Source organism: Aeromonas sp. TECH754 (genome assembly GCF_056279295.1).
On sequence record NZ_JBWBRA010000001.1, the window covers coordinates 1,266,097 to 1,283,397 of the forward strand.

Sequence of the window (17,301 nt, forward strand, 5' to 3'; positions counted from 1 at the left end):
GAGCAGTCCTCTGGACTACAAGATGAACCTGGTCGGTGATAAAGGATTCGAACCTTTGACCCTCTGGTCCCAAACCAGATGCGCTACCGGGCTGCGCTAATCACCGAAATTTCACTGTCCAGCATACCGATAGCGGCACCACTGGGCAACGGGCGGGCATCATACCCAAGCGGCAAACGCAGCGTCAATGACTTTTTCCGCCAGTAAATTCAAATGCCTACTTATTGCCCGTCCCGCGCGAGCCGCTAACACCCGCGCCAAAAAAATGCGACAATGCGCACAGTTGAACACAGGATGAGTGAATAACGATGTCTGCCAAAATCATTGATGGAAAACAGGTTGCGCAAACGATTCGCAACCAGGTCGCCGCGCGGGTCCAACAGCGAGTCGCGTTGGGCAAACGGGCACCCGGGCTGGCGGTGATCCTGGTGGGGATGGATCCGGCGTCTCAGGTCTATGTCGGCAGCAAGCGTCGTGCCTGTGAAGAGGTGGGTTTCGTCTCCCGCTCTTACGATCTGAGTGCCAATGCGAGTCAGGAAGAGTTGCTGGCCCTGATCGACAGGCTCAATGAAGATGCCGAGGTGGACGGGATCTTGGTGCAATTGCCCCTGCCGGCCCACTGCGATACCACCCAGCTGCTGGAGCGCATTCGTCCGGACAAGGATGTGGATGGCTTCCATCCCTACAACGTGGGCCGTCTGGCCCAGCGCATCCCGGCCCTGCGGCCCTGCACCCCCAAGGGCATCATGACCCTGATCGAGGCGACCGGGGTCAAGACCCATGGCCTGCATGCGGTGGTGGTCGGCGCCTCCAATATCGTGGGTCGCCCCATGACTCTGGAGCTGCTGCTGGCGGGGTGCACCACCACCACCTGCCACCGCTTCACCCAGGATCTGGAGGCCCAGGTGCGCCGCGCGGATCTGCTGGTGGTCGCGGTGGGCAAGCCGAACTTTATCCCCGGTGAGTGGGTCAAGCCCGGCGCCCTGGTGATCGATGTGGGCATCAACCGCCTGGCCGATGGCTCCCTGGTGGGAGACGTGGAGTTTGAGACGGCGCGCAATCACGCTGCCTTCATCACGCCGGTCCCCGGTGGCGTGGGCCCCATGACGGTAGCCAGCCTGATGGAGAATACCCTGAGCGCCTGTCAGGACTACCACGACGCCTGAGTCGTGCCGGGATGGCCACCGAGTTGGCCGACCCATCTGGACTTGGTGTGATGTGATGCTATTTAGTGTCGTTTCACTGCTATTTTGCGAAACAACATCATGTTGACGATCATTTTGTCAGCATAAAAAAGGGAAGGCTGAGCCTTCCCTTTTTATTTTCTGCGTCCTCTAGACTGCTCTGGCGAGGCGCTCGGTCAGATCAACGCCAGCGCCGCCGCCAGATCGGCGATCAGATCATCGGCGTCTTCCACCCCGATGCTGAAGCGGATGAGATCGTCGTTCACCCCGGCCGCCAAGCGGCTCGCCTCGTCCATGGCGGCGTGGGTGGTGCTGGCCGGATGGCAGGCGAGGCTCTCCAGATCCCCGAGGCTCACCGCCTGCACGAACAGCTGCAGGTTGTCGAGCAGGGTGGCGCAGCGCGCAAAGCCGCCTTCCAGCTCTATGCTCACCATGCCGCCGAAGCCGCTGGCGAAGGCGCCGAGGGCGTCGTGACCCGGATGGCTGGCAAGGCCCGGGTAGATCACCTTCTTCACCGCCGGGTGAGCGGCCAGGAACTCGGCCACTTTCTGCGCGTTGTGCAGGTGGGCATCCATGCGCAGTGGCAGGGTCTTGACCCCGCGCTGTAGCAGATAGGCTTCCTGCGGGCCTATGGGAGAGCCGATGTGCTTGAGGGCCACGGTACGGATCGACTTCATCAGCGCGTGGGAGCCGGCCACCACCCCGGCGATGATGTCGCCGTGACCGCCCAGATATTTGGTGCCGCTGTGCATGACGATGTCGATGCCAAGCTCCAGCGGACGCAGCAGATAGGGGGTGAGGAAGGTGTTGTCACAGACGCTGATGGCGCCGACCTTGCGGGCCGCCTGCACGACTATGCGCGGATCTACCACCTTGAGAGTGGGGTTGGTCAGCGTCTCGAACAGCACCACTTTGGTGGCGGGACTGATGTTGGCCAGCAGATCCTGATCGCTGTCATAGGCGGTGACCTTGATGCCGGCGCGGCTGAAGGTCTGTTTGAGGAAGGCATCGGTGCCGCCGTAGAGCGGACCTACGTAGGCCACCTCGTCGCCGCTGTCCGCCAGGGCATACAGGATGGCGCTCACCGCCGCCATGCCGCTCGCCACCACCAGTGCCTCGTCGGCTCCCTCCAGCGCCGCGAGTTTCTGCTCCAGCTCGGCGGTGGTGGGGTTGCCAAAGCGGCTGTAGATGAAACCCGGGGCCTGGCCCGCGAAACGCTCCTTGCCCGCCTGGGCATTGAAGTAGCTGAAGGTGCTGCTCTGGTAGAGCGGGGTGGTGAGGGCGCCGGTCTGGGGATCGATACGCTGGCCGCTGTGCACGCTCATGGTCTTGAATTTCATCGTCTTGCTCCGTCGTTGCCAGCGAGCTGGCGGGTGTTCTCATGTCACTGTGGATGGGGCGACGGCCTTGGCGTCGCCCCTTGAGTCGGGATGGCAGAATGGGCCATCACCTCTTTATGTTCAGGCCGGCACGGCTTCTCGCCGCAGGCTGCCCTGCTCCTGTGAAGAAGGATAGTGGCGGGCCGCCACATCCGGGTGGGAGCGCAGCCGCCCCTTGAGCACGTTCTCCCCCACCTGATAGAAGAGCGGGTTGGTCGGATCGCTCTCGGGCCCCTCGGCCAGCGTCGCCAGCTCGGGGGAGAGCCGCAGCAATGGCACAGTGGCATCCAGCCTTGCGGCCATGAAGAAGGCGCAGGAGAGGCGCGAGACCCCGGCCGGCGGGCTCTGCACCCGGTGCAGGGTCGCCTTGAGGTAGCCGTTGGAAGCGAGCTCCAGCAGCTCGCCGATGTTGACCACCAGGGCCCCCGGCAGGGGCGGCGCGGAGATCCAGCCATTGGCCGTCTCCACCTCGAGGCCGGAGTGATCGTCCTGCATCACCAGAGTCAGGTAGCCGGGATCCTTGTGGGCGCCGACCCCCTGGCCGCTACCCGCCTCTTGCCCCGGGTAGTGGATGAGCTTCATGTGCTGGTAGGGGGCGCCGCGGATGCTGGCATCGAACACATCGGCCGGCTGCTCCAGCACCTCGGCGAAGGCCGAGAGCAGGCCCAGGGTGATGTCGGTGAGGCGCGCCTGCCAGTCGAGCAGTTGGGTCTTCATCCCCGGCAGGGCGGCGGGCCACTGGTTGGGGCCGGTCAGCCGCTGCCAGGGCTGGTGCAGCGCCTCGGCGTCGAACGCCGCCTCCTCACCCATGATGTCGAACTGCTCGCGTCTGTCCGGCTTTGCCCGGGTCAGCTCGGCGCCAACCTGGTTGTAGCCGCGAAAGTGGGGGGAGCGCACCATCTGCACCGCGCGCTTGTCCTGCTCCGGCAGGGCGAAGAAGCGGGCCGCCAGCGCCAGGGTCTCTTTCTGATCGGCCTCGCTCAAGCCGTGGCCGGTCAGATAGAAGAAACCCACCTCCCGCGCCGCCTGGCCAAGCCTTGCCAGCATCTGGCGACGAGTCTCGGGGGCGCCACCCAGGGCGGCAAAATCGATGATGGGCAGTGATACGTTTTCCATGTGCATCTCCTCAGGCTGTCAGATCCGGGAAGCGGGTTCCCGCCATCGAATAAAGGGAGGGCCGCCGGTGGCCGTGAGGCCGAACTCGAGCGATAACCCACTGGCTTGAGGTGATACTACGGTTCGGGGTTATAACGGCAAAACAACGAATTATTCTTAGTTATATACAAAAATCGAAATAGAATTCGTTTCTTGCGCGAAAGGTGGTGGCTTGAACCACCTCCTGGGGGGGGGCGGGGCGACCCGTGCGGGGCTAGCCAGGTGCTGGACACTTTGGCTGACAGGAGACATGCAGGCAGAGAAACCTGCTGCGGGAATGGAACATCACCGAGGGAGGCATCAGCCCCCCCCTCGTTTTCATGGTGTTTTTGGCTGCAGCCTGGGCGCCGATCATCCGGGATCGGCGGCGGGATCAATAGCCCAGGGTGAAGCGCTGGCGCAGGTGAGCCGGTTGCTCCGCCTCATTGAGCACGCCGTCGGCCAGATCGCCGACCCGGATCCCGGCGGGTTTGTCGCCGTCAAACAGCACCTGATCGCCACCGAGCCGATAGCCGCCGCGCTTCTCACCGGGTTCGAGGAACACGGGCGGGGAGACGAAACGCCAGTCGAGGGCGATTTCACGGCGCAGCGCGGTGAGGCCGTCGCGGGCGGCCAGGGCGCCTTGCTTCCACTCGGCCGGGAAGTCCGGGGTATCCACCAGTTGCACGCCGGGGGCTATCTCCAGGCTGCCCGCACCGCCGATCACCAGCAGCCAGCTATTCGCCGCCACGGCCGCCTGGACGATGGCACTGGCCCCCTTGAGGTACTGCTCATAGATGTCCGGCACGCTCCAGCCCGGGTTGTAGGCGCTGATCACCCGATCGTGGCCCTGGAGGGCCTCGGCCAGCGCCTTGGCGTCCTGAGCGTCCACCGCCACGGCACGGACCTGGGGATGGGGCGCAATTTTACTGGGATCGCGGACGATGGCGGTGACGCTGTGGCCACGGCTGACGGCGTCATTGAGGATGGCTGCGCCGACAAAACCGCTGGCACCGATCAGGGCAATTTTCATGGGGATTCTCCTTCACTGTTGGAATGGGGCTATCCTACGCCCCCGGATGTGATTTAATAATCCACTGTAAATTGCATTCACTTGTAAGCTGGATTTAATAATGGAACAACTCAGACGCTACGCCATCTTCGCCGCCGTGGTGGAGGCGGGCAGCATGACCGGGGCCGCCAAGGCGCTGGGCATGACGCCTTCCGCCATCAGCCAGCACATCAGCCAGCTCGAGAGCCTGCTCGGCCTTGTGCTGCTGCACCGCTCTACCCGTCGCCTCAGTCTGACCGAGGCGGGGGAGGTGGTGTGGCAGGGTTGCCAGGCGCTGCAACAGACCCTGGATCAGACCGAACTTCGCCTCAGTGAGGTGCGCGACAGCCTGCTCGGCGAGGTGCGGATCACCGCCCCGGTGGGGATGGCGGGTCAGCCGCTGGCGCGGGCGTTGTCGCCGCTGTTGCAGGCTCACCCTGGCCTGTGCATCCAGATCATCGCCGACGACGGCAAGCGGGATCTCATCGCGGAGCGGATCGACGTGGCGCTGCGGGTCGGCACCCTGTCCGATTCGACCCTGATCGCCCGCAAACTGGGGCAGACCCGGATGTTGCTGTGCGCCTCGCCCGCTTATCTGGCGCGCAAGGGCACTCCGGGCAGCCCCGAGGAGCTGCTGACCCACGACTGGCTGGCGTCCGACATGCTGGGCGGGGGCATAGTGTTGCTCGATGAGAAGGGGCAGGGGCACAAGGTGAAACCCAAGCCCAGGGTGCTGTGCAACAACGTGCTGCCCCTGCGCCAGTTCACCCTGGCGGGGCAGGGGATCTCGCTGCAACCCGAGGGGGAGATCGCCGAGGATCTGGCATCGGGCCAGTTGCTGGCACTGTTGCCGGGCTTTCGGGCGCCCCCCATGGAGATCCACGCCATCACACCCCAGCGGGAGATCCCGGAGAAGGTACGACGGGTGATCACGGCCCTGCGTCGCCACTTCGCCGAGGGGCAGGGGGGCGCCTCCTCCCGGCAGGGCTGAATCCGCGCATCACGGATCATGGCGACGCCATGGGGCAGGGCGCGGTGCCACCGAGGAGATCGGCGCCCATTGGAACTCGACGGCACGGCCGCGTCCCGCTTTGTATGGACCGGGCCGGCAGCAGGCTTGCCGCCGGCCCGGCGGCCATGTTTAATGTGCACTCCTGAACAGAGGCGGATCCTCTGCAGGCAGAGACCAGCACCCAGCATGACAATAACCACTCCTCTCGCACCTTCCGACCCGGCACCGCAATCCCGTGCCCACTTCACTCGCATCGAACGGGTGCTCGACTACATCCACAGCCATCTGGATGAGGCGTTGTCGCTGGAGCAGCTGGCCGAGCAGAGCTGCTGGTCGCGCTGGCAGTTGCAGCGGGTGTTCCTGCATGAGACCGGGCTGACGGTGGCTCACTATGTGCGCGAACTCAAGCTGAGCCTGGCGGCGGAGGCACTGCTCTCGAGCCGGCAGCGGGTGCTGGATCTGGCGCTCTGCTACGGTTTTGGCTCGGAGGTGAGCTTCAGCCGCGCCTTCAAGCAGCAGTTCGGTTGCTCGCCCCTCGCCTATCGCAAGCGGGGCCTGCGCTTGGGGCTGCGCACCCCGCTGGTGCGCGCATCGATGCCGCTCGCCAGCAACCCCAGGTTGTTGCAGGTGCGGGTCGAGAGCAGTCCGGGCTTTACCCTGCAGGGAGTGAGCGGGGAGATCCGGGGTCTGTTCGCCAGCGAGCCCGACTTTCAGCAGCGGGTGCCCGCCATCTGGCGCACCCTGCGAGACGCGGGAGGGCTGCCGCCAGCCGCCGAGCTGCTGGGGGTGGTGGACGTGTCGGGGGCGGGGGAGGTGCTGCCCTACTGGGCCGGGGTGGCGGTCGATCCGGTGACGTCCCGACCCGAACTCGCCTTGCTGAAGGTGCCGCCCCAGGAGTACGCGGTGCTCAGTCACGTCGGCCCCATCGAGCAACTGGCGCAGACCCTCAACTGGTTCATCCTGCACTGGCTGCCCGCCTCCCGCTACCGGGGGCTGGATGGCTTCGAGCTGGAGCGCTATGGCCCTCACTTCGACGGCCAGCAGGCCGATGCCCGCATGGAGTACTGGCTACCCGTCGCCCCTTGTGAGGAGATTTGAGCCGAGGCGGCGCATCGAGCGTTCACCTGTCCAGGCCGAGCGCCCGCCCGGCCGGATCCGCGCCCCTGCCTTGACCCCATTCAATCGCGTTTAATTTTCGCTTCCGATAGTCATCTGAATTCATTCGTTTTTTCGTCTGCCGATGAATGTTTTCGGTTGAGACTGGCCTGACCCGAATTTCCCCGCTTTTCCTGCCAACATGCCCCAAATTGTTAATTCAGGGGCGAAATAGAACAATAAAATGCAAATGATATTTGTTACTATTCACATGCAGTAGGCAGTTGAGGATCAGATGCAACTTGTTCACCCCCCATTGACCGTGGTCGCCGCGACCATCTCCGCCCTGTTGGCAGGCTCAGTGCTGGCCGCCGCGCCCGTGCGCCCGGATGCGGCGATCGCCGACGAGACGCTGACCGTGCTCGGTCAGACCTATCGCAACACCGCGACCAAGACCCAGCTCGACCCCATAGAGACGCCACAGGCGATCTCGGTGGTGGACAGCGAGACCCTGGAACAGCGCGGCGTCAGCTCGGTGAGCGAGGCGTTGCGCTATGTGCCCGGGGTCAACACCGAGCTGCGCGGCGGGGCGGTCAACCGGCTGGATCTGTTCAATATCCGCGGCTTTGACAACTACCAGAATTTCTATGACGGCCTGCTGCTGCAATACAACGAGTGGAACCTGCAACCCCAGATAGATCCGGTGGCCATCGAGCAGCTGGAGGTGTTCAAGGGGCCGACCTCGGTGCTCTACGGCAGCATGCCCCCCGGCGGCATGGTCAACCTGATCGCCAAGCGCCCGCAACGCGAGGCCAAACACAGCGTCAGCGTGGCCACGGGGACGGGGACGCTCAAGGAGATGACCCTCGACAGCACCGGTGCCATCAACGATCGGCTCGCCTATCGGGTGGTGGGGCTGGCCCGCCAGAAGGACGGCCAGGCGGTGACCTCGGAAGAGGAGCGCTACGTATTCGCGCCCTCCCTCGACTGGCAGATCAGCGACCGCACCCTGCTCAACCTGAACCTCTACTACCAGAAGGATCCCGAAGCCGGTATCTACACCACTGTGCCGGCCAGCGGCTCGGTCAAGTCCAACCCCCTGGGTCAGCTTGGCAGCGACACCTTCCTTGGCGACGAGAACTGGAACGAGTACAACCGCGACGTGACCCTGCTCGGCTACAAGCTGAGCCACGACTTCAACGACAACTGGCAGGTGCTGCAAAATGCCCGCTACATGGACGCCTCCGCCTACCAGCGCAACACCTATAACGCAGCCCTGGCGGCGGACAATCGCACCCTGGCGCGCAACGCCTATCTCACCGATGAAGCGTCGAAAGGCTTTGTCATCGACAACCAGCTGGCGGGCAAGGTGCAGACCGGCGTGGCCCGGCACAACCTGCTGCTCGGGGTCGATTACCAATATCTGGATGCGCGGATCCTCTACCAGGACACGCTCGACTACTCGGCGCCCAGCATCGACATCTTCAACCCGAATCACAATCAGATAAAGCCGGGTTCCCTGACCTTCTCCTATGAGGATCGCAAGACCATTCGCCAGTCCCAGACCGGCGTCTATCTGCAGGATCAGGTGCGCCTCGATCGGCTGGTGGCCATCGGCGGTGCCCGCTATGACAGCTACCGGATGGATACCGACAGCCACGGTCTCTACATGGGCGCGGCCAGTCAGTCCCTCGCCCAGATCGATCAGGACAATATCTCCTTCCGGCTGGGGGCCCTGTACGAGCTGGATTATGGCCTCTCGCCCTATGTGAGTTATGCCGACAGCTTCGAGCCGGTGCCGGGTGCGGACAAGAATGGCAAGGCCTTCGATCCCTCGACCGGCCATCAGTGGGAGGGGGGGCTCAAGTTCCTGTCCGAGGACATGAGCAAGACGGCCACGCTCTCGGCCTTCCACATCACCAAGCAAAACGCCCTGGTGACGGATCCGGACAACATCTACGGACCCAAGCTGCAGACCGGCGAGATCGTCTCCAAGGGGATTGAGCTGGAGGGTCGGATGGATATCACCGACCAGCTGGATCTATCGCTGAGCTACAGCCGCATCGACATGGAGATCACCAAGGACACCACCGATCTGCAGGGCAAGACCCCGGTCTGGGTGCCCAAGCAGATGGCCTCCCTGTGGAGCAACTACTATGCCGGCGGCACGCTGCAGGGGATGCGGGTCGGCGCCGGCCTGCGCTACGTGGGGGAGGCCCAGCTCGATGCCGCCAACACCGACACGGTGCCGGATTATCTGCTGATGGACATGTCCGCCTCCTATGATCTGGCGTCCCTCAGCCAGAGCCTGAAAGGGGTGCAGGCATCCTTGAGCGCCAGCAACCTGCTTAACAAGACCTACTACTCCTGCTACGACCAGAACAACTGCTGGTTCGGGGCCGAGCGCAACCTGGAGGCTCGACTCAAATACGCATTCTGACCCTGCGCCCCGGCCTGATGCCGGGGTTTAACCCCCAGAGATCGCCGCGCCGCGGCGATCTTCATGCCAGCCAACCCCGTGTCGCCAGTACCACGGGGTTCGGTGGCATGGCCGCTCTGGAAGCGGCCCGCCACCATGCCGAGTTCGACGCCCTGTGCGCCGCGGCCTCCCAGCTTATCGGCTCCCTCGAGGGGCGGCTGGTGGAGGGTGCCGCTCCCTTGCTGAGCGCCGCCGACGGCGCCATGAGCCCCGCCGAGGTGGCGCTGGCGCTGCACGATCACTGGCGCCTTGCGCACCCGGAGGCGGGCCCCGCCTACTGGCTGACTCGCAGCTGGGGCATGCTCTGCTGGCAATCCATCTACCTGGCCATGGTGGCCGTCTACCGCGTCGGCGCCGTGCCCGCCCTGGACAAGCTGGGGCAGGGCTATCAGGCCGGGCTGGTGTCCGGCTTCATCCTGCCTCGGGGGCCCATGATCAAGGGGGAGCGGGAGGTGCTGATCGAGGCGGCGGGCCGGCGGCTGCGCGCCCACTGGCAGGGGCTGTTCGAGCTGTTTGCCGGCGTGCAGCGGCTGCGGCCCGGCTTCATTCGCCCGCTCTTGGCGGACGATCTGCTGGCGGCGCTGGTGCGGGTGCCCGATTTCTTCGGCGAGGTGAGCCGCGAGCAGGTGGCGGCCCATGCGCCGCTCTGGCTCGCCGCCTGCGGTCTGCCCGCCGAGCATCTGGCGGGATGGCGCCAGTCTGGGGAGTTCGCCCCGGCAAGTGCCGCCCCCGGTTATGTCCGCCAGCGCTGTTGCCTGCACCACAGGCGCAGCGACGGCAGTCTGTGTGACAACTGCCCGCGGCACTGTTGCCAAGATGGAAGCCGGGGGGATTGCGCCGACTGAGCCCGGCATGGGCCGTGCGCCAGTTGCCGCCAATCTGAAAAAAACCGCCCCTCCTGATGTGGAGTGGGCGGTTTTTTTATGGAGCTTTGCTCTGTTTGTGGAGGGGGGCTTATGGCCCGAGGAGCCTACGCGGCGGCGTGAGTCGGCGCCATCTTGCCGCGGATACGCTCGAACAGGCTCTGCAGGCAGGTTTGATCCTTGTCGGCGGCCCGCACCGCGCCATACATATGGCGGCGCACCCCCTGGCCGAGGGGACGGGCCTCGAGCAGCCCCTGGCGCACAAACTCCTCGCTGGCCCAGCGCGGCAGGGCGGCGACCCCGAGCCCGGCGGCGGCCATCTGCAGCATGACCGAGGTGTTGTCCACCGGCTTGCAGCGGGCGGGCTCTATGCCGGCCGGTTGCAGGAAGCGGCTGAACACGTCCATGCGGGCCCGCTCCACCGGGTAGACCAACAGCACCTCGGGTTGCAGATCGCCGGGGCTGATGAGCTGCTGCTGGCAGAGAGGGTGATCCGGCGCCATCACCAGATTGAGATCGAAGCCGAACAGTGGCTCGAAGTGCAGATCTCCTCTGGCCTGCACGTCCGAGGTGAGCAGCAAGTCGAGCTGGCCACCGAGCAGGGCGCCGATGGCATCGAAGCCCGGCACCGATTCGACCTCCAGATCCACGCCGGGCCACTGCCTGCGAAAGGCAGGCAACAGCGGCAGCAGCCACTGGATGCAGCTGTGGCAATCCAGCGCCAGGTGCAGCCGGCCAGCGTCGCCGCTGTGCAGGGCCTGCAACTGCCGCTCGGTCAGGGCCAGGGCGGGCAGCACCTGACGGGCCAGGTTCAGCAACTGCTGGCCTGCCGCCGTCAGCACCAGGGGCCGGCTCTTGCGCAGGTAAAGCTCCAGGTTGAGGCGGGTCTCCAGTTCTTTCAGCTGATGGGAGAGGGCGGACTGGGTGAGGTTCAGAGTCAGCGCCGCCCCGGCCAGGGAGCCCTGCTCCGCCAGCGCGCTGATGGTCTTCAGGTGCTTGATGTCGATGCCCAGGTTGCCGCTCTGACTGCCGGTGGTGGGGTGGGGTGGGGTCATGATGGGGCTCCTTGTTGCATCCGTTGCAGGCTGACTTCCATATGGGCTAAGAACCTGTCCACGATCTTACTGCTAGGCCGTGATCAAGGCTCATGTGCTGCTAGAAATCCTCATGTATTCATATACATTCCGGTTCCTGCGCTGCTCTTTACCTTGCTGACGACCTCTCGTGACAGATCGTAAACAGGTTTTAAGAAGCCCTCGCGCGTCAGTTGAGATTTTCTTGAGAGCCAGTTGAAAAGGATTCAATAGCCAGCGCCACCTTATCTCGCCATTCTAGATGTGTAAACATCTGGATGGCTAAATCATCCAGTTTCCCATCAGATGAACGAGCATAAGGAATTGGACCTATGACCTGCGCACACACCCTGGGCTTCCCCCGTATCGGCGCCAAGCGCGAGCTGAAATTTGCCCTCGAATCCTACTGGCGTGGCGAGACCAGCCAGGCTGAACTGGTCGCCGTGGGCAAGCGCCTGCGTGAGCGCCACTGGCAGGTGCAGCGCACCGCCGGGGTCAACCTGCTGCCGGTGGGGGACTTCGCCTGGTACGATCAGGTGCTCGGCACCAGCCTGCTGGTGGATGCTATCCCTGAGCGTCATCGCGATGGCGACACCAACCTCGATACCCTGTTCCGGGTGGCCCGTGGCCGCGCGCCGACCGGCCCCAGTGCCGCCGCCGCCGAGATGACCAAGTGGTTCAATACCAACTACCACTATCTGGTGCCCGAGTTCAGCCGGGATCAGCGCTTCAAACTGGGCTGGAGCCAGCTGTTTGACGAGGTGGAAGAGGCCAAGGCGCTGGGGCTGCCGGTCAAGGCCGTGCTGCTGGGACCCGTCTCCTATCTGTGGCTTGGCAAGGAGAAGGAGAGTGGTTTCTCCCGTCTGGAGCTGCTCGATCGCCTGCTGATCGTCTATCAGGAAGTCCTGGCCAGGCTCTCGGCGCAAGGGGTGGAGTGGGTGCAGATCGATGAGCCAGCCCTGGCGCTGGACTTGCCGGACGAGTGGCGCCTGGCCTACCTCAAGGCCTATGAGCGTCTGGCGGGCCCCTGCAAGCTGCTGCTCACCACCTACTTCGGCTCTGTGGCCCATCAGCGCGACATCATCACCAGCCTGAAGGTGGATGGCCTGCACCTGGATCTGGTGGCCGCTCCCGATCAGCTGGAGACGCTGGTCCCGCACCTGCCTGCCCAGTGGGTGCTCTCCGCCGGGGTCATCAACGGCCGCAACGTCTGGCGTGCCAACCTGGCCAAGCTGGCCCCGACCCTGAAAGCCCTGAAGGACAGGCTCGGTGAGCGACTCTGGGTCGGTTCTTCCTGCTCCCTGCTGCACAGCCCGGTGGATCTCACCCTGGAGCACGAGCTGGACGCCCAGACTCGCAGCTGGTTCGCCTTCGCCCTGCAAAAATGCTACGAGCTGGGCCTGCTGGCCGCTTATTTGGACAGCAAGGAGCTGAATGGCGGGGAGCTCGACAGGATCGCGGCCTACAGCCAGCCCATCGTCGATCGCGAATCCGATAGCCGGGTGCACAAGCGAGCGGTGCAGTCACGGCTCGCCAGCCTCACCAACGGTGACTTCGACCGTCAGAGTGCCTATCCGCTACGAGCCGAGGCCCAGCGCTCGGATCTCAAGCTGCCGCTCTTGCCCACCACCACCATAGGCTCCTTCCCGCAGACCTCGGAAATTCGGGTGCTGCGTCAGGAGTGGCGCGCCGGTCGCATCGACGACAAGGCTTACGAAGCGGGCATTGCGGCCCAGATCAAGGATGCGATTGAACGTCAGGAAGCCATCGGGCTGGACGTGCTGGTGCACGGCGAGGCCGAGCGCAACGACATGGTGGAGTATTTCGGTGAGCTCTTGGACGGCTTTGCCATCACCCGTTTCGGCTGGGTGCAGAGCTACGGATCACGCTGCGTCAAGCCGCCGGTGATCACCCGGGATATCGACCGCCCGACCCCCATGACGCTCGGCTGGACCCAGTTCGCCCAGAGCCTGACCGACAAGCCGGTCAAGGGCATGCTGACCGGGCCCGTCACTATCCTCTGCTGGTCCTTCCCGCGGGAAGACGTGAACCGCGAGCAGTCCGCCTTGCAGATTGGCCTGGCCATTCGCGACGAGGTAGCCGACTTGGAGGCCGCTGGCATCAAGATCATCCAGATCGACGAGCCGGCCATTCGCGAGGGCTTGCCCCTGCGCAAGCAGGATCATCAGGCCTATCTGGACTGGGCGGTGCGCGCCTTCCGTCTGAGTGCCAGCCCTGTGGTGGACAGCACCCAGATCCACACCCACATGTGTTACAGCGACTTCAACCTCATCATCGAGGCGGTGGCGGCGCTGGATGCGGACGTGATCACCATCGAGACCAGCCGTAGCCAGATGCAGCTGCTTGAGGCGTTCGAGCGCTTCAACTACCCGAATGAAATCGGCCCCGGCGTCTACGACATTCACTCGCCGAACGTGCCGAGCCAGGGCTGGATCGAGGATCTGATCCGCAAGGCAGCCAAGCAGATCCCGGCGGACAGGCTCTGGGTCAACCCGGACTGCGGCCTCAAGACCCGCGGCTGGGAAGAGACTGAAGCGGCGCTCAAGGTGATGGTCGATGCCACCAGGGCGCTGCGCGCCGAGCTGGCTTGAGTCGATAAAAATAACGACGTAGGGCTGGGATAAGTCACGAGAGAGGGAAGGTCTGGGCCTTCCCTCTTTTTTTGATCTCTTTATCACGGCGGTTGGTGGTGACGACACCATGGCTGGCCTTTGTTGCGGGTCTGCCGTTAATATTGCGCATTTGAAATAAACCTTATCGTCAGCGGGAGCCGAATGCAGTTCAGGGATTTCTTTCCGGTATCGACCAATACCGGTCTCAAAGAGTGTGGTTACGGCGCCCTTGGCGCCTTCATCGGTCTGCTGGGTACCGGCTGGCTGTGTCAGTGGGCCCTGGGAGTGGACGCCCACTGGCTGATCGCCCCCATGGGCGCCTCTGCGGTGTTGCTGTTTGCCGCCCCGGCGAGCCCCCTGGCCCAGCCCTGGTCCATCGTGGTGGGCAACGGCGTGTCGGCCCTGATGGGAGTGCTCAGCGCCAGCCTGATCCCGGATCCGGCGCTCGCCAGTGCCTGCGCCGTGATGCTGGCCATCGCGGCCATGTTCCTCACCCGCAGCCTGCATCCTCCCGGCGGTGCCGTGGCGCTGACTGCCGTCATCGGCGGCGAGAGCATTCGCCAGCTGGGGGCGGGCTATGTACTGCTGCCGGTGCTCATCAACTCATCGCTGCTGCTCATGCTGGGGTTGTGTTACAACCGCTTGCTGGGGCGACGTTACCCCAATGGCGGCAAGGCACAGCCCAATCGTCACCAGACCGCTGATCCCGAGCCGAGCGCACGGCTCGCCAGCGCTACCGACATCGACTTCGCGCTGGAAAAACACGGCGAGCTGCTCGACATCAGCCGCCAGGATCTGCAGGCGCTGCTGCAGGAGGCGCAACTGCACGCCCTGCGCGAGCGGGTGGGGACCGTATGCTGTCGGGACGTGATGTCGCGGGATCTCATCGTCATCTCGCCGGACGAGTCGGCCATGGTGGCCTGGCGTCTGCTTGCCCACCACAGGATCAAGGCCCTGCCGGTGGTTGACGAGACGGGGCGGCTGGCCGGCATCCTCACCCTGCACGATTTGATGATCGACAGGGAGCGGCAACAGCCGAGAGAAGCGATCGCCCTGGAGCGCTGGCGTGTGGCGGAGCTGATGACCCGGGAGGTGCGCACGGCGCGCAGCTATCAGCCGCTGTACGATCTGGTGGAGGCCTTCTCCGATGGGGGCTTGCACCACATGCCTGTGCTGGAGGGAGAGCAGCTGGTGGGGATCCTGACCCAGTCGGACATGGTGGCTGCCCTGTTCACCCTGGCCTTGCAGCCCGGGCTGGCCGACAGTGCGGTGCCGTCATCCTGAGACGAGCGGTACGATCATGTGATGATAAAAAAAGGCCCCCGATGGGGGCCTGTTTGATCCTGCCTCAGGGGGTGTAAACCGTCTCCCCCTGGAACACGGTGCGCTCGACCCGGGTGCCGGCGATCTGCTCCGGCGTACCGGCGCCGACCAGGGCGAACAGATCCCTATCCAGCACGATGAAGTCCGCCGACTTGCCCACCTCGATGGAGCCGGTGATGTCGCCCTGGCGCACCGCCTTGGCCCCGTTGATGGTGTAGGCGGCCAGCATCTCGGTCAGCGAGATGCGCTGGTTGGCGCGATAGTCATCGCCACCGGCCTTCATGATGCCGGCGGCCATGTTTTCAAACGGACGGGGATCCCGACTGTCCACCGGGGCATCGCTGCCTGCGGCCAGCACGGCGCCGGCCTTGCGGGTGCTCTCCACCGGGTAGAGGGCGTCGTGCAGATAACCAAGCGGATCATAAATAGCCTCGCTCAGGGACTGACCGGCCTTGGTCGGCTGGATGAAGGGCGCGACCAGCATGTCGTAGGCGAGCTGGGGCGTGGTCCAGGCGTAGGTGAAGGTCAGATAGGTGCCGAGTTCACCAAGGCGTTTCTGATCGTCCGGGTGCACCACCTGCAGGTGGGCGAAGGTGTGGGGGATGCCGGTGTTGCCATTGCTGGCGCGGGCCGCCTCCAGCGCATCCAGCCCGACCCGGGTGCTGCGATCGCCGATGCTGTGCATGTGGACGCTGAAGTCGGCCTTGTCGAGGGCGGTGACATAGCGCTTCAGATCGGCTTCCCGGTAGTTGACGATACCGTTGCTGCCCGCGTCCTCGCTGTCGGCGCTGATGCTGACCTCTGTGGTGGCGGGATCCATGGCCAGATGCGGGTGCTGGTAGTTTTCCAGCATGCCGGCGTTGGGCAGGAAGGGGGGGCTGGTGAAGGGGTCCCCTTCCAGCACGCCATCGAGGAAGATCTTGACCGCATCGGCCTTGATCAGCGGGTTGTCGGCGAAGGCCTCCCTGACTTGTCTGGCCTTGGCCAGGTGTCCCTCGATGTCCAGCTTGCCGCTGTAGTCATCGTCGTGGAAGCAGGTGGCGGCAGTGATGCGCATGTGCAGCAGATCCTGTGCCTCCATGTTGAGCAGTCGCTGGCGGATGAAGTCGCTGGCGCAGGCATCCTGGATCCCGGTGATGCCGCGCGATGCCATCAGCTCGGAGATGGCCGGCAAGATCTTGTCATACTGGGCCGCCGCCTGATCGCCGCTGGCGCTGAGCACGCCGCTGTCGGGTACCGGGATGGCGCTGCGTGCCGCGTCACGAAGCACGCCGCTGGTGAGATCCACGTAAGGGTCGAACTCGGCGAGCACACCACCCGGTGCCAGTGTGGCGGGGTTGAAGCCGACGACATTGCCATCCTTGTCCTCAGCCAGCGCCAGCGCCTGGGAGTTGTAGGCGCCGGCATGGCCGTCGACCCCCGCCAGCATCACCGGATTGTCTGGCGCCATGGCATCCAGCGCCGCCAGCAGGGTGGCATAGGTGGCGGTCGGGGTGTTGCCGTCATAGGGGGACCACTGGTTGATCACCAGCCAGTCCCCCTTGTTGGGAGCGTAGCGGGGCAGGCATTCCCTGACCTTGGCGGCCAGCTGATCGAGATCGATGCTCTGACCGTCGAGGTCGCACATGTCCAGCGCCACCGTGCCGAGCAGGTGGATGTGGTTGTCGTGCAGCCCTGGCAGCACCATCTTCCCCTGCAGATCCACCACCTGAGTGGCTGCATTCTTGAGGGCCTCGGCCCCCTCGCGCGAGCCCACATAGGTGAACTTGCCATCGCTGACCACCATGGCCTCGACCTGGCTGCGCTGGCCATCCTGGGTGTGGATCTTGCCGTTGAGATAGAGGGTGTTGGCCACAGGCGGTTCACTGCTGTTCTCCTGCTGGCAGCCTGCGAGCAGGCCACTCACCAGCAGGGCGACGGTGGCCAGCTTGAATCTGGCTTGTTTGCTATCCATAGCGCGCTCTCCTTGAGTTAATTGCAGTCTTTACTGCAGATATGAGCACCTTGTTTATCGCAGCTATTTTTAAAAATGCCAGTGATTGCTGTATTTTTTTTGGCTTGTGTTTACCTTGTCA

General features: G+C 64.3%; 12 protein-coding genes and 1 tRNA gene. 7 read left to right on the top strand and 6 right to left on the bottom strand.

Translation table 11 applies throughout. The features are described 5' to 3' along the window. Positions 1-29 precede the first annotated feature (29 nt). Positions 30-106 (bottom strand) — tRNA-Pro (locus tag ACZ9IL_RS05520). A 202-nt stretch (positions 107-308) separates the two neighbouring features. On the opposite strand from ACZ9IL_RS05520, the gene folD reads away from it, so the two are divergent. Then, complete coding sequence (folD, locus tag ACZ9IL_RS05525; RefSeq protein WP_476002603.1) at positions 309-1,166, top strand: bifunctional methylenetetrahydrofolate dehydrogenase/methenyltetrahydrofolate cyclohydrolase FolD; 858 nt, start codon at positions 309-311, stop codon at positions 1,164-1,166. Between the two features lie 194 nt (positions 1,167-1,360). Here folD and ACZ9IL_RS05530 read toward each other — a convergent pair whose 3' ends face one another. The 3 genes from ACZ9IL_RS05530 to ACZ9IL_RS05540 form a co-directional block, all read right to left on the bottom strand. Continuing rightward, positions 1,361-2,524, bottom strand: a complete 1,164-nt coding sequence (locus tag ACZ9IL_RS05530) for a trans-sulfuration enzyme family protein (protein WP_476002604.1) — start codon at positions 2,522-2,524, stop codon at positions 1,361-1,363. A 120-nt stretch (positions 2,525-2,644) separates the two neighbouring features. Continuing rightward, complete coding sequence (locus ACZ9IL_RS05535; RefSeq protein WP_476002605.1) at positions 2,645-3,679, bottom strand: isopenicillin N synthase family dioxygenase; 1,035 nt, start codon at positions 3,677-3,679, stop codon at positions 2,645-2,647. Positions 3,680-4,091: 412 nt separating this feature from the next. Continuing rightward, positions 4,092-4,730 (bottom strand): NAD(P)-dependent oxidoreductase, encoded by a 639-nt coding sequence (locus tag ACZ9IL_RS05540; protein WP_476002606.1) that lies wholly within the window; start codon positions 4,728-4,730, stop codon positions 4,092-4,094. Between the two features lie 100 nt (positions 4,731-4,830). On the opposite strand from ACZ9IL_RS05540, the gene ACZ9IL_RS05545 reads away from it, so the two are divergent. From ACZ9IL_RS05545 to ACZ9IL_RS05560, 4 genes are all read left to right on the top strand, one after another. Beyond that, the gene (locus ACZ9IL_RS05545) at positions 4,831-5,739 is read left to right on the top strand and encodes a LysR family transcriptional regulator (protein ID WP_476002607.1); all 909 of its coding nucleotides are present in this window, start codon (positions 4,831-4,833) and stop codon (positions 5,737-5,739) included. A 207-nt stretch (positions 5,740-5,946) separates the two neighbouring features. Beyond that, positions 5,947-6,858, top strand: a complete 912-nt coding sequence (locus ACZ9IL_RS05550; RefSeq protein ID WP_476002608.1) for a helix-turn-helix domain-containing protein — start codon at positions 5,947-5,949, stop codon at positions 6,856-6,858. Positions 6,859-7,150: 292 nt separating this feature from the next. Beyond that, positions 7,151-9,295, top strand: a complete 2,145-nt coding sequence (locus tag ACZ9IL_RS05555; RefSeq protein ID WP_476002609.1) for a TonB-dependent siderophore receptor — start codon at positions 7,151-7,153, stop codon at positions 9,293-9,295. Positions 9,296-9,402: 107 nt separating this feature from the next. Then, positions 9,403-10,179, top strand: a complete 777-nt coding sequence (locus tag ACZ9IL_RS05560) for a siderophore ferric iron reductase (protein WP_476002610.1) — start codon at positions 9,403-9,405, stop codon at positions 10,177-10,179. Positions 10,180-10,304: 125 nt separating this feature from the next. Here the strand turns inward: ACZ9IL_RS05560 and ACZ9IL_RS05565 are convergent, their stop codons facing one another. Continuing rightward, a complete protein-coding gene (locus ACZ9IL_RS05565) occupies positions 10,305-11,252 on the bottom strand; it encodes a LysR substrate-binding domain-containing protein (RefSeq protein ID WP_476002611.1) in 948 nt (315 codons plus the stop codon). Positions 11,253-11,602: 350 nt separating this feature from the next. Between ACZ9IL_RS05565 and metE the strand changes: the two genes are divergently transcribed. Both metE and ACZ9IL_RS05575 read left to right on the top strand, forming a co-directional pair. Beyond that, the gene (metE, locus tag ACZ9IL_RS05570; protein WP_476002612.1) at positions 11,603-13,882 is read left to right on the top strand and encodes a 5-methyltetrahydropteroyltriglutamate--homocysteine S-methyltransferase; all 2,280 of its coding nucleotides are present in this window, start codon (positions 11,603-11,605) and stop codon (positions 13,880-13,882) included. Between the two features lie 183 nt (positions 13,883-14,065). Next, positions 14,066-15,187: an HPP family protein gene (locus ACZ9IL_RS05575; protein WP_476002613.1), complete on the top strand. Its 1,122-nt coding sequence runs from the start codon at positions 14,066-14,068 to the stop codon at positions 15,185-15,187. A 64-nt stretch (positions 15,188-15,251) separates the two neighbouring features. Here the strand turns inward: ACZ9IL_RS05575 and ACZ9IL_RS05580 are convergent, their stop codons facing one another. Continuing rightward, positions 15,252-17,180 (bottom strand): amidohydrolase, encoded by a 1,929-nt coding sequence (locus ACZ9IL_RS05580; protein ID WP_476002614.1) that lies wholly within the window; start codon positions 17,178-17,180, stop codon positions 15,252-15,254. Positions 17,181-17,301: the final 121 nt, after the last annotated feature.

Bases quoted from the DNA above. Each gene is read 5' to 3' on its own strand.
- folD (WP_476002603.1), top strand. From the start codon at position 309: ATGTCTGCCAAAATCATTGATGGAAAACAGGTTGCGCAAACGATTCGC.
- ACZ9IL_RS05530 (WP_476002604.1), bottom strand. From the start codon at position 2,524: ATGAAATTCAAGACCATGAGCGTGCACAGCGGCCAGCGTATCGATCCC.
- ACZ9IL_RS05535 (WP_476002605.1), bottom strand. From the start codon at position 3,679: ATGGAAAACGTATCACTGCCCATCATCGATTTTGCCGCCCTGGGTGGC.
- ACZ9IL_RS05540 (WP_476002606.1), bottom strand. From the start codon at position 4,730: ATGAAAATTGCCCTGATCGGTGCCAGCGGTTTTGTCGGCGCAGCCATC.
- ACZ9IL_RS05545 (WP_476002607.1), top strand. From the start codon at position 4,831: ATGGAACAACTCAGACGCTACGCCATCTTCGCCGCCGTGGTGGAGGCG.
- ACZ9IL_RS05550 (WP_476002608.1), top strand. From the start codon at position 5,947: ATGACAATAACCACTCCTCTCGCACCTTCCGACCCGGCACCGCAATCC.
- ACZ9IL_RS05555 (WP_476002609.1), top strand. From the start codon at position 7,151: ATGCAACTTGTTCACCCCCCATTGACCGTGGTCGCCGCGACCATCTCC.
- ACZ9IL_RS05560 (WP_476002610.1), top strand. From the start codon at position 9,403: ATGGCCGCTCTGGAAGCGGCCCGCCACCATGCCGAGTTCGACGCCCTG.
- ACZ9IL_RS05565 (WP_476002611.1), bottom strand. From the start codon at position 11,252: ATGACCCCACCCCACCCCACCACCGGCAGTCAGAGCGGCAACCTGGGC.
- metE (WP_476002612.1), top strand. From the start codon at position 11,603: ATGACCTGCGCACACACCCTGGGCTTCCCCCGTATCGGCGCCAAGCGC.
- ACZ9IL_RS05575 (WP_476002613.1), top strand. From the start codon at position 14,066: ATGCAGTTCAGGGATTTCTTTCCGGTATCGACCAATACCGGTCTCAAA.
- ACZ9IL_RS05580 (WP_476002614.1), bottom strand. From the start codon at position 17,180: ATGGATAGCAAACAAGCCAGATTCAAGCTGGCCACCGTCGCCCTGCTG.